This window comes from Acinetobacter sp. 16, assembly GCF_033439925.1.
Taxonomy (GTDB): domain Bacteria; phylum Pseudomonadota; class Gammaproteobacteria; order Pseudomonadales; family Moraxellaceae; genus Acinetobacter; species Acinetobacter junii.
On record NZ_CP137746.1, the window covers coordinates 2,941,469 to 2,953,780 of the forward strand.

The window sequence follows — 12,312 nt, forward strand, 5'->3', positions numbered from 1 at the left end:
CCCCCCCCAAAGAGCCTATCTACAATAATAGGCTCTTTTTTATTTTACTAATGAAATAGTTAATTCGATGAATTTTCCTTGCTGTTCACCTTGTTGTGTTTTTTCAATCCATTGCCATTGATCAGTTGTCATTCTTAAAAAATTGGAACATCGTGTGCCATATATCGGACTTTGAATAAAAGTCGAAGAAAGTAACTCTTCCATTTCTTTACTAATCCCCGTATCAGGTAATAGATCTGGGATAATTTTCCGCTCATCTTCCAAAATATCCCATGCAGCATAATTTAGATCATGTTGAGGAATGTGAGTCTGCTGTAACATCGGCAAAAATTCTTGGGTAAACCGCTTACGCAAATGCTTCGTTTTCTCCCAGTCCTCTGACATTAGACCGTTTGAAACGACATATACACCATTTGCCAAAACCTGTGGTGCTTCTCCCCGATTACTCATGTAAACAGCTTGTTCTCGATCCCCTACAAATAGGTTAAATCCTGCATAATCCTGTTGTTTGCCTTCCAATTGTTGAGCAAAACGTATAGGTGCTAAATCACTTTCTAAAAAATCTTGAATGAGTTTGCCACGTGAAGTTTCGTAATGATTTTGATCTCGTCCATTACGAAAATTAGTCACAATCGCCCAGCGACCTGAAGCTGTGACCCCCATCCATGTTCCGCCCGATTGCAAATCTTTGCCTGCAATGATCGAACTATGCTCCCATGAATGCAGCATTGCACTTGGTCGATGGTAAAATTCATCACGATTTGAAAGTAAACAAAGTGGCATGTCTTCAAGCACATGCCATGCAAAAGCAACAATACACATTATTTTGTTCTCACATCTTTACACATTGAATGTACAACATTTTTCAGATCATTCCGCTACAATCTGCTCAAAACTTAATTTCAAATTCAAAATTGAGGAACAGCAATGCTGACCTATCCAAATATAGATCCAGTTGCATTGAGTTTAGGACCTGTCAAAGTACATTGGTATGGACTTATGTATTTATTGGCATTTCTTTTTGCATGGGGACTCGCCTCCTATCGTGCCAAACAACGTGATGGCTGGACAGGAGATATGATTTCCGACCTTGTGTTCTACGGTGCATTAGGTGTAGTGCTCGGCGGACGCGTCGGTTACGTCTTATTTTATGAGTTTGGGAAATTTCTGGAAAATCCACTTTGGTTATTCCAAGTGTGGACAGGCGGTATGAGTTTCCATGGTGGTTTCCTTGGTGTCATTATTGCCATGTTATTTTGGTGTAAAAAATATCAAAAGACTTGGTTCGAGACTTTAGACTTTATCGCTCCATGCGTACCGACAGGCTTGATGTTTGGTCGTTTTGGGAATTTTATTGGTGGTGAACTTTATGGTCGCCAAGTTCAAGATCCGAACTATGCATTTGGTATGATTTTCCCAACTGACCCTTTAGGTTTGGTTCGTCATCCATCGCAAATCTATCAAGCAATCTGTGAAGGTCTGATTCTATTTATCGTCTTATGGTGGTTTAGCTCTAAACCACGCCCTCGCATGGCAGTATCTGCTTTATTCTTGGTTGGTTATGGAGTCGCTCGTTTCTTTATGGAATTCTTCCGTCAACCCGATGCAGACCAAGGTTTTATCTTATTCGGCTGGATGACCAAAGGACAGATTCTCAGCTTCCCAATGATCATCATTGGACTCTGGATGATTTGGTATGCCTACCGTAAAAATATCTATGATTGGCAAATAACCAAATAAAAATGATGGGAGCTGATGCTCCCATTTTTATGGATTTTTTATTATATAAATTATATTGTTAGCTTAAACAAATATGAGACAACAATATGAGTCACTTTATTTCAACCTATATAGACCGTATTAATCATCGTTATCGACTTGGCAATGCGACAGAACATACCTTTCGTGGCGATCTTGCCCAACTGATTGAATCGATAGTCCCAGATATTACTGCGACCAATGAACCTAAAAGGCAATCTTGTGGCGCACCTGACTATATTTTGACAAAGAAAAATATTCCCATTGGGTTTATTGAAGCAAAAGATATCGGTGATAAAGACTTAGACGGATTGAAAAAGACAGGAAATAAAGAACAATTTGATCGTTACAAAGCATCATTAAACAATCTTATTTTTACGGACTATCTCAATTTTCATATTTATCAGGATGGCGTATTTATCACTAAAATCGCCATTGCTGAGGTGACTGGCAATCATATCCGAGCGCTTCCTGAGAACTTTACTGTCTTTGAAAATCTCATCAAGAATTTTTGTACCCATATTGGACAAACCATTAAAAGTCCTAAAAAACTTGCAGAAATGATGGCAGCAAAAGCGCGTCTACTTTCTGATGTGATTGAAAAAGCCTTAACCAGTGATGAAGATAGCTTTGAGGACAGTACATTAAAAGACCAAAAACAAGCCTTTAAACAAATCCTGATACATGACATTAGCCCGAAAGGTTTTGCTGATGTATATGCTCAAACTATTGCTTACGGTATGTTTGCCGCACGTTTACATGACCCGACCTTAGCGACTTTTAGCCGACAGGAAGCGGCGGAACTGATTCCTAAAACCAATCCATTTTTACGCAAACTATTTGGCTATATTGCGGGCCCTGATATTGATGACCGTATTAAATGGATTGTCGATAGCTTGGTTGATGTTTTTCTACATTGTAATGTACATGAAATCCTTAAAAATTATGGGCGTTCCACCAAAATGGAAGACCCGATTATTCACTTTTACGAAACTTTCTTGAGTGAATATGACCCCAAATTGCGTAAAGCTCGTGGCGTTTGGTACACCCCTGCCCCAGTGGTCAATTTTATTGTGCGTGCAGTGGATGATATTTTAAAAACTGAGTTTGGATTATCACAAGGTTTAGCCGATACCAGTAAAACCACGATTGAAGTAGAAGCAACAGGTACAGCCATTACCAAAGGTAAAGCCAAAGGCAAGCGTATTACCGAAACCAAAGAAGTGCATAAAGTGCAAATTCTTGACCCTGCCACAGGTACAGGGACGTTTCTTGCCGAAGTGGTGAAACATATTCATCAAAAATTTGCAGGTCAGCAAGGCATTTGGAGTAACTATGTCGAAAGCCATTTATTACCACGTTTAAATGGTTTTGAGCTGCTCATGGCAAGTTATGCGATGGCGCATTTGCAACTTGATTTGTTGCTAACCGATACAGGTTATAAACCCAAGCAAGCGCAACGCTTACGAGTGTATTTAACCAACAGTTTAGAAGAAAGCCACCCTGATACAGGCACACTATTTGCCAACTGGTTAAGTAGCGAAGCCAATGAAGCCAACCATATAAAACGTGATACCCCAGTCATGTGTATTTTGGGGAATCCGCCGTATTCTGTAAGTTCAACCAATAAAGGTGAATGGATTCAAAACCTTATTGCAGATTATAAAAAGGATTTAAACGAACGAAAAATTAATCTTGATGATGATTACATTAAATTTATTCGCTATGGTCAATATTTTATTGAAAAAAATGGTGAAGGTGTTTTAGCCTACATTTCTAATAATAGCTTTATTGATGGGATTACCCATCGTCAAATGCGTAAAAATTTACTTGAAACCTTTGATAAAATTTACATTATTGATTTACATGGAAATACTAAGAAAAAAGAAACCACACCTGATGGTCATAAAGATGAAAATGTTTTTGATATTATGCAGGGTGTAAGTATTAATATTTTTGTAAAAACAGCTAAAACCACAAAACTTGGCAAAGTTTTTCATTATGATGTATATGGTAAACGTGAAGATAAATATGATTTCCTTAAAAATAATGCACTACCTAATATAAAATTTAAAAAATTAAATTATGATATGGAAAACTACTTTTTTGTACCTAAAAATTTTTCAGATGATGATAAATACAAAAAAGGATTCAAAATGGATGAATTATTTAATTATTTTAATTCTGGATTGCAGACTAAAAATGATATTTTTACCATTCAACACAATATTAATGACATCAAAGAAATTATTTCAGATTTAAAAAATATATCCGAGTCATCATTAAAAGAAAAGTATAGTCTTCCACCAGATAGACCAAGTTGGAATATATCATCAGCTAAAGAAGACGTGATGACAAATTTTGGACAAGTTTTTAAAATACACTTTAAACCTTTTGATATTAGATACTCTTATTACACAGGTAAATCTAGTGGATTTTTAGGCAGACCTAGAAAAGAATTAACCGATAATTTATTACAACCCGATAATATTGCACTCGCCACACTTCGACAAATTGCAGGTACAAAACAAACATGTGTAGTCATGCTCACCAAAACTGTGATGACAGATAGAGCCATGTATAGCACCAATGGGACACCGTATTTATTCCCCCTTTACCTTTACAACGACAATATACAATCAGATTTAGAAGAACAACCGATTCGCAGCCCCAATTTAAACAGAGAAATTGTCGATAAAATCGCTAAAACGATTAGCCTAACCTTTACCGATGAAAAAGAAAACATTAATGGTACTTTTGCCCCAATAGATATTTTAGATTATATTTATGCAGTGCTACACTCACCCAATTATCGAGAAAGCTATAAGGAATTTCTAAAAATCGACTTTCCACGCGTGCCCTATCCAACGCATACCAAAACCTTTATTGAATTGGTCAAACTCGGCGGCGAACTACGGCGCATTCACTTGCTCGAAAGTCCAAGTGTTGAACAATACATTACTCAATATCCAGAAGACGGCAGCAATATCGTCGAAAAACCAATCTATAAACATGGCAATGTTTACATTAACGACACGCAATACTTTGCCAATGTGCCTGAAGTGGCATGGACTTTTTATATTGGCGGTTATCAACCTGCTCAAAAATGGCTCAAAGACCGTAAAGATCGGGCTTTAGATTTTGAAGATATTTTGCATTATCAAAAAATCATTGTTGCGTTGACCGAAACAAATCGGATCATGCAAGAAATAGACACCGTATTAGTAGAGATATAAAAATAAAAGCCATAGCGGAAAACTATTCTGCTATGGCTTTTATTTTATCACTTTGCAGCCAACGCCTTGACCACTTCACCTAAACGTTTACCTTGCGCTTCGCATAATACTTTTTCATCTGCACTCAAACTTTGATCATGACGAGGGCCACTGACATGACTTGCCCCATAAGGTGTACCACCTGTTTTGGTATTTGATAATGCAGGGATTGAATTAGGTAGACCTAAAATGATCATGCCGTGATGAAACAAAGGAGGCAGCATTGTTAGTAATGTACTTTCCTGTCCACCATGCATCGAACCAGAAGAGGTGAATACACAGGCAGGTTTATTATGTAATGCGCCATTCAACCACAAGCTGGTCGTTTGATCCCAAAAATATTTCATTTCACTTGCCATATTTCCAAAACGAGTTGGTGAACCAAGCGCCAAACCAGAACAGTGGGTTAAATCATCTAAAGTACAATAGATGTCGCCTTCACTAGGGATACTTGCTTCCGCTTGAGTCACAACAGTCGCAAGATTGGGGACTGTTCTGATACGAGCCGTAACGCCAGTTGCTTCTACACCATCAGCAATCAAATGTGCCATTTGTTTGGTTGAACCATATTTACTGTAATAAAGTACAAGAACGTAAGGTTGCATCGCTTTCAAGTATTTTGTTAAAAAGAACACTATACGACATTTTTTATACTTTTCGCGGTAGTAATTCCTATGTATGCATAGGATTTGATTAAAAATAATTAGGATAGAACCCATGATCTTAGACCGTTATCTAAAAAACCGAGCGTTTTTAGAGAAAACATGGTTTCAATTTATTGTATTTGTGTTACGACGTTTTGAGGCTGACCGATGCCGAGAGCAAGCTGGATCACTTACCTATACGACCCTTTTTGCTGTTGTTCCGATGTTGACAGTTTTTTTAGTCATCATCTCCTCCATCAAAGCATTAGAACCAGCAAGACAACAGTTACAACAACTGATCTATAGTAATTTTTTACCTAAAAGCACAATCGCCTTTGACAAAGCCCTGAATGCATTTACTGAAAAATCCAGTAATTTGACTGTGATTGGTGTGTTGTTTTTATTTGTGACCACAGTCTTAATGTTGACTTCGATTGAAACAGTATTTAATCGCATTTGGCGTGTAAAAGAAACACGAACTGGTCTTGTCGGCTTTATGCGCTATTGGACAATCATTTCATTAGGTCCAATTGTGCTGGGAAGTGCGTTTGTACTTTCTTCAACTGTCGCATCAATGAATGTTTTAAGTAATAACTTTGCGGGTTATCAGCTTGATGGTGCGTTAATTTTATGGCTCATTTCCTTTATTTTGACCATTGTCGGATTCTTCATTTTATATTGGACGATCCCCAATCGGACGGTACCAATTTTTTCAGCTGTGATTGCGGCATGTTTCAGCGCGACCGTTTTTGAAATTTTAAAACATTTATTTGGCTGGATCATGAGTAATTTCACCAGCTATGAAATCGTTTATGGTGCTTTTGCAGCAGTTCCTATTTTTCTACTTTGGATCTATTTGTCTTGGAATATCATTTTATTGGGTGTAGAAGTAAGTTATGCACTCACCGCCTTTCATTCTGGTAAAGAAAAAAAGCGCCATCCAATTTTGATGTTATTGGATATTTTAGAATTGTTTTACCGTAAGCAACAAATCGGTGAAAGTGTTAGCGAACAAGAGCTACTCAATATTATTGGTCGTGGTGAGCTTGGTCGTTTACCCTCTTACATCCTTCAGCTTGAAAAGCAAAATCTGATTAAACGCACCGATACGGACGAATATGTTCTGGTACGAAATCTAGCACAAGTCGATTTTTGGAGCTTTTTTACAGCTCTACCGTATCCATTGCCATTACGCCATGATGTTGCCAATATTCATGAAGACGATAAATGGATTGAACGCCTTGGGCCATCGCTAGTGGAAAGTAATGACTACTTAGCAGCAAAACTCTCCATCCCACTTTCAACTATTTTTGAACAGAAATAATTGAATAGACCTCTTCGGAGGTCTTTTTATTTCCTCAACCATCCCTGCAAACTCACAACTAAAATTCCAAGTAATACCAATGCCGTCCCAAAAATGAAATTTGCTTCTATATTCTCATCTAACAGCCATACGCCAAATATGATTCCAAACAAAGGAGTGAGAAATGAAAATACTCCCAGTCGAGAGGCTAAATAATTTCGTAATAACCAAAACCATGCTAAAAAACTAGCAAAAGACACGATTAAAGTATGAAAAGCTAAACTCCCTATTACTAATGGTGTCCACTGTACAACTGCTTGTCCCAAGAAAAATGCCAAACCTAGCAACAGAATAAAGCTACCAGCCAACTGATAAAATAAAGTTTGGGTGACTGCAGCTTGAGCCAAAGAGGATAAACGTACCGTAACTGTAGTGGCCGCCCAAGCAATTGCCGCAGCTAAGGCGTATAAATCTCCCCATAACATCTGTTGCTGAAATGTATTGACCCCTATCTGTTGCGGACGAATAAAAGTCACTACAATACCGATAAAAGCGATACCAATGCCAGTCCATTGCAATAGCGTTAGGCGCTCAGATGGTAACTTCCAATGTAAACCTAGCGCCACAAAGATAGGTGCTGTGTAAAGCAAAACAACTGCATGCGAAGCAGAAGTCAACTGGAGTGCTTGTGCGAGTAAAAAGAATTCTAGAGAAAATAGAACAGCGACTAATGCTCCAGCTTTCACGTTCTTGGGATTCATTAATTGACTTTTTTGATCAAGCAACACCAACGGCAATAAAAGTAATGCTGCTAACCCAGATCGCAAAGCAATTTGCATCAAAGGACTAATGTCTGAAGCTGCCATTTTTAAAATAACTTGCTGTAGCCCCCAAACCATACACAACACGATCATTAGACTTGAGGCTGTCTGATCTAGGGCTTTACGCTCGTCCATAGCAAGCTCCATATACACGATATTGAACCACTATAAGACTGTCGTATTTTAATGATATAGTGAAAAACAGACAAAATATGTGTGTTTTCAGGCAATTCTTTCTATGAAAAAATCAGCACAGCGAGTTCAAGATTTTCAGGAACTCCCTGCATATAACGAAATACCTGAACTTCTGTGGCTCAGCATACGGGATGCACCTGCTGCAACGGTTTATCCACAACATGCGCATGCTTGGGGAGAGTTTATCTATGCTTTTGATGGTGTTTTAGAAGTAAATATTGATCAGGTACATTATCTCACTCCACCACCGTATGGGATTTGGTTACCGCCACATACTCAACATAGTGGTGTGAATCGAAATGATGTAACGCATTGCACCCTTTATGTTCATGAATCACTTTGTGAAAAGATGCCCCAACAGGCAGGAATTTTACTGACCGCACCACTGGTGCCAGCACTACTTGAACATATACAAAAATATGCTTTTAAAGATCACGATCCGGAATATTTGCGAATATTGCATGTTCTACTTGATACCTTAAGCCATGCCGAAATCATCGGGAGTTATTTACCCAGTACAGAGCACCCTGCTTTAGCTCAAATATTAAATCACCTACATTTACATCCTGCTGACAACAGCACTCTAGCTGAGCTGGCAGCGATGATAAATATGACTGAAAGAACATTGGCAAGACATTGTCAAAAAGAACTCGGGATGTCCTTACACGAATGGCGACAACGTTTAAAAGTGATGAAAGCAATGTCTTTATTAAATCAAGGTTACACGATTGAAAGTATTGCTCTAGACTTAGGTTATGCAAGTTCATCAGCCTTTATTTATATGTTTAAACGTTGGATGAATTACACCCCTGATCAGTTTAGAAAATACTATCAGGGACGCTAAATTTATTCCAAACCAAACCGTTTTAGTCGCTCAAGTTCATATGGCGCATCTTCAGCAGGATAACGCGACTGAGTCTTGGCTTGTTGTTTAGCTAAAGACCAAACAATACTTTCCCCTGCTGGCAAAACATTTGTTTTTAATCGATATATCGGATCTTGGTAAGCAGTTTCACTATCTATAAATTGCCACTGATGCAGCTTAAATGCCTCGACTACATCATTGAGAAATGCTGCATTGATTGCATTCACATGAAGTAGCAATACATGCTTTGGAGAATACCCGACAGTCTGTATCGCCAATTGATCATAATAATTTGCTCGATCCAATAAATGATCAATATAAGCATTCTTTAATTTTTCAAGATCAGCTGTTTGTCCATTTTTAGTATAAGAAAGATATTTTAAATTATAAAACCAGTCACTAGCATCAATACTCACAGCACCTGATTCATAACCCTGCTGTTGTAAATAATGCGCCACTGTATCTCTTTTTTCTATGGTATTGCCTTCTTTCAAAAACGGATAACGAAACCTGGGAACCCAACCAGTCAATGGTTTAAATACTTGTTCGGCTCTGAAAATTTGATCAATATATTGCTGCGTTGTGACCTGTTCCTTATTTAAATTGGAATGCAATTCACTGTGGTTACCGATTTTATGCTCTTGCTTTCCCCATGCGGCAACCAAACTCAAGCCTTTATAATCACCGATTTTAATTACACTTGGATAAACAATACTTCGTATATGATTTTGTTTAAGTTGTTCTAGAATTCTTTGATTAATTTGTTGGGCGTTCGGATTTAGATCAGGATTGACCCCATCATCAAAACTTAAAGCCAGCTGCTTGCTATGACTGATAGTTGTGATCAATAAGATCACAAGGAAAAAATACAGTTTCATTTTATTTTTCATTCTTTATATTAAAAATGGCATTAATTCATTCAAATCAATGCCATAAGATCATGCATTATGCATTAACAAAAGTATCCCAATCATACTCACCAGTCTGAGTAATCAATTTCATTGTCAATTTATCATGGGGTTTCAATGCCCCTACACCTGCTGGAGTACCTGTCATAATCACATCACCAGTTTGTAAACTAAATGATTGATTGATCTCAACTAACAAAGCGCCGATATCAAATAGCATATCGCGACTAAATCCATGTTGACGTTCAACTCCATTGATAATCAGAATAAGTTCTAGCTCTTGCAAATTGCCAATTTCATCAATCTCAATCCATTCCGCAAGCAAGCAAGCGCCATCAAATGCTTTTGCTCGCTCCCAAGGCTGCCCTTTTTCTTTTAAATCACTTTGCAGATCACGAAGAGTCAAATCCAAACCTAAAGTAATTGCACCTACGGCTTCTAATGCCTTTGAGATGTCAGTTTCTTTTGAAAGTGGATGTGCAATTTGTACGCAGATTTCACATTCGTAGTGACATTCACCCAATGCTTTATTCCAATCAATTCCTTTTTCTAAGGAACCTAAACTACTTGGAGGTTTCATGAATAAAATCGGGCGATCTGGAATAGCATTTCCTAATTCTTTTGCATGTTCTGCATAATTTCGCCCCACACAAACAATTTTTGAAGGATGTGTACTCATGAAAGCTCCTTGCTTTTATAACCGATGAAAAATTTATTTTTTAAAGCTATTTTCAAACTTATTTTGATCAATAGAATCTGTAAATGCGCGTTTAGGCACAATAACAACAGTATGGTTTTTTAACTCCAACATATACGTCAGCTTTCCAATCGCAAAAGATTGAACCTCTGTGTATTGTACTGTTTGCTTTTTCCCTGCTGCGTAAAGCTCAAATTGGTCTTGATATAAATCAATTCCCTGTTCACTTTTGCCAAACTGGTAACGAACAAATTGTCGTTTAAACAGCAATGGTAATAACCAATAACGCATTAACCCTTGCATAAGCAAGAAAAAAACACCCAATGCAACATAATAACGACCAACACCCGTTAAACCTAAATAGAATCCCCATAGAATCACTGCAATACTAATCACTGGTGTCAGAAAACGAGTGATCGTTTTCTTGCCAAAAGTCACTAAAGCAAAACCATCTTGAGACTCTTCTAAATTGAGATAATAACGCAGTGATAGTGTTGGACGTTGTTCAGACATTTCTTATTTCTTACATTTGAAAGACGTGCCCTATTAGAACATAAATTAATTTTGGCACACTATCACTGTTGTTTTTTTTGCTATGAACTTTGCAACAGATTCAGTTTTTGGATTTATAAACTTATTATGCAAATAACATAAATTTTAGACACAAAAAAACCGCTGTTAGGCGGTTAATTCTTCAAATTGGTGCGCTCAGAGAGATTCGAACTCCCGACCCCTTAGTTCGTAGCCAAGTGCTCTATCCAGCTGAGCTATGAGCGCATATTTGATAGGGGGCATTATACGCACTTTTTTCATATTGATAAGCGTTTTTTCATCTTATCGTCGTCAAATGGTGATAGATTCGCCTATCAATCTTAAATTCAAATAAAAACACATTGCTAAAAACCTTAACACCTAAATATTTAGGGGCTTAGGAAGTTAAAGAGGATTGTTACGGAGTAATTTAAGCAAATCGAGATATAAATTACCGTTCCGATGATTGAAGCGATACTCCGTTTCTTTAAGATGCAAATAAAACATCTTTTTGTCAATTCCATTAAACTTGACGAGTCGCTTTTTAGCATATCCCCAGAATGATTCTATGCCGTTAATATGACGCTCCCCGCATGCAAATTCGTTGTTCCCATGATTCACTCTTAAATGTTTGTCAAAACCAATATCAACTAAACCATCATAGCCTCTCCATCCATCTGTATTGATCACAGAAACTGTAAGTGAATTTACAAACACTGATGAATAATTGAGCACGATTACAGATTTACTTGGTAGCATCACAGGTGATTTGAATGGTGGAGCATTAGGTGAGATCACAAATCTTACAAACACAATCAGTGGAAGCCTGAACGGTGATTCTCTAGATCCAATCACAGGTGAGATTGACGGATTCTGTAGTGATATTGGTTTTGATCTTAATAGTGAAAGTATTATTCTCGGAGTATCAGAACCAACACAAACGATTATCAGTAGTGGTAACTCTGTAATTGATAGTGTTCAAGAAAGTTCTACTCCGATATTTAGCGATAGTACGTTTGAAAGTATTAGTAGCTTGATTAGCTTAAGCGTTGAAAGTGGTGATGATTGTGGTTGTGATGGCGGTGTTGATAGTATCTTGACTGCAATCACAGGTTCGACATCTACACTTACTTCAGTTACGGATACAAGTACTTCAACTGCACCATTAACTGAAACTGTGACTCCACAAACATCGTTAACTAATCTATCAGACAATCTCTTCCATTCATTAAGCTTATTCTAAAAGCTTAAATTGAAAACAAAGGCCGCTATCATTAGCGGCCTTTGCTATTTAAATATACTGTAAAATAAATAT

At 37.5% G+C, this 12,312-nt stretch carries 11 protein-coding genes, 1 tRNA gene and 1 pseudogene; 5 read left to right on the plus strand and 8 right to left on the minus strand.

Going from position 1 to position 12,312, the window contains the following annotated elements; all coding sequences use genetic code 11:
- Positions 1-39 precede the first annotated feature (39 nt).
- Positions 40-822: an NRDE family protein gene (locus R2H34_RS14200; RefSeq protein ID WP_087540259.1), complete on the minus strand. Its 783-nt coding sequence runs from the start codon at positions 820-822 to the stop codon at positions 40-42.
- A gap of 105 nt (positions 823-927) precedes the next feature.
- Here R2H34_RS14200 and lgt point away from each other — a divergent pair, with 105 nt between their 5' ends.
- Both lgt and R2H34_RS14210 read left to right on the plus strand, forming a co-directional pair.
- Entirely contained in the window at positions 928-1,740 is an 813-nt protein-coding gene (lgt, locus tag R2H34_RS14205) for a prolipoprotein diacylglyceryl transferase (protein WP_004909258.1), read from the plus strand.
- An 86-nt stretch (positions 1,741-1,826) separates the two neighbouring features.
- Entirely contained in the window at positions 1,827-4,994 is a 3,168-nt protein-coding gene (locus R2H34_RS14210) for a type ISP restriction/modification enzyme (RefSeq protein ID WP_087540257.1), read from the plus strand.
- Between the two features lie 47 nt (positions 4,995-5,041).
- On the opposite strand, the gene wrbA is transcribed toward R2H34_RS14210, so the two are convergent.
- Positions 5,042-5,638: an NAD(P)H:quinone oxidoreductase gene (wrbA, locus tag R2H34_RS14215; RefSeq protein WP_004909267.1), complete on the minus strand. Its 597-nt coding sequence runs from the start codon at positions 5,636-5,638 to the stop codon at positions 5,042-5,044.
- Between the two features lie 112 nt (positions 5,639-5,750).
- On the opposite strand from wrbA, the gene R2H34_RS14220 reads away from it, so the two are divergent.
- Entirely contained in the window at positions 5,751-7,001 is a 1,251-nt protein-coding gene (locus tag R2H34_RS14220; protein ID WP_004909268.1) for a YihY family inner membrane protein, read from the plus strand.
- 26 nt (positions 7,002-7,027) lie between these two features.
- Here the strand turns inward: R2H34_RS14220 and R2H34_RS14225 are convergent, their stop codons facing one another.
- Positions 7,028-7,936: a DMT family transporter gene (locus tag R2H34_RS14225; RefSeq protein WP_087540256.1), complete on the minus strand. Its 909-nt coding sequence runs from the start codon at positions 7,934-7,936 to the stop codon at positions 7,028-7,030.
- A gap of 103 nt (positions 7,937-8,039) precedes the next feature.
- Between R2H34_RS14225 and R2H34_RS14230 the strand changes: the two genes are divergently transcribed.
- Positions 8,040-8,840, plus strand: a complete 801-nt coding sequence (locus R2H34_RS14230; protein ID WP_087540254.1) for an AraC family transcriptional regulator — start codon at positions 8,040-8,042, stop codon at positions 8,838-8,840.
- A 2-nt stretch (positions 8,841-8,842) separates the two neighbouring features.
- Here the strand turns inward: R2H34_RS14230 and R2H34_RS14235 are convergent, their stop codons facing one another.
- The 5 genes and pseudogenes from R2H34_RS14235 to R2H34_RS14255 all read right to left on the minus strand — a co-directional run.
- On the minus strand, positions 8,843-9,739 hold the full coding sequence (locus R2H34_RS14235) for a polysaccharide deacetylase family protein (protein WP_169045428.1): 897 nt from the start codon (positions 9,737-9,739) through the stop codon (positions 8,843-8,845).
- Positions 9,740-9,806: 67 nt separating this feature from the next.
- On the minus strand, positions 9,807-10,448 hold the full coding sequence (locus tag R2H34_RS14240; RefSeq protein WP_087540251.1) for a fumarylacetoacetate hydrolase family protein: 642 nt from the start codon (positions 10,446-10,448) through the stop codon (positions 9,807-9,809).
- 33 nt (positions 10,449-10,481) lie between these two features.
- A complete protein-coding gene (locus R2H34_RS14245; protein ID WP_004909280.1) occupies positions 10,482-10,979 on the minus strand; it encodes a YcxB family protein in 498 nt (165 codons plus the stop codon).
- 187 nt (positions 10,980-11,166) lie between these two features.
- Positions 11,167-11,243: transfer RNA gene (locus R2H34_RS14250), tRNA-Arg, on the minus strand.
- 159 nt (positions 11,244-11,402) lie between these two features.
- Positions 11,403-11,690, minus strand: a pseudogene (locus R2H34_RS14255) (IS1595-like element ISAju1 family transposase); the annotation flags it as partial.
- Positions 11,691-11,724: 34 nt separating this feature from the next.
- Between R2H34_RS14255 and R2H34_RS14260 the strand changes: the two are divergent.
- The gene (locus R2H34_RS14260) at positions 11,725-12,240 is read left to right on the plus strand and encodes a hypothetical protein (protein WP_228715704.1); all 516 of its coding nucleotides are present in this window, start codon (positions 11,725-11,727) and stop codon (positions 12,238-12,240) included.
- The last annotated feature ends 72 nt before the right edge of the window (positions 12,241-12,312 follow it).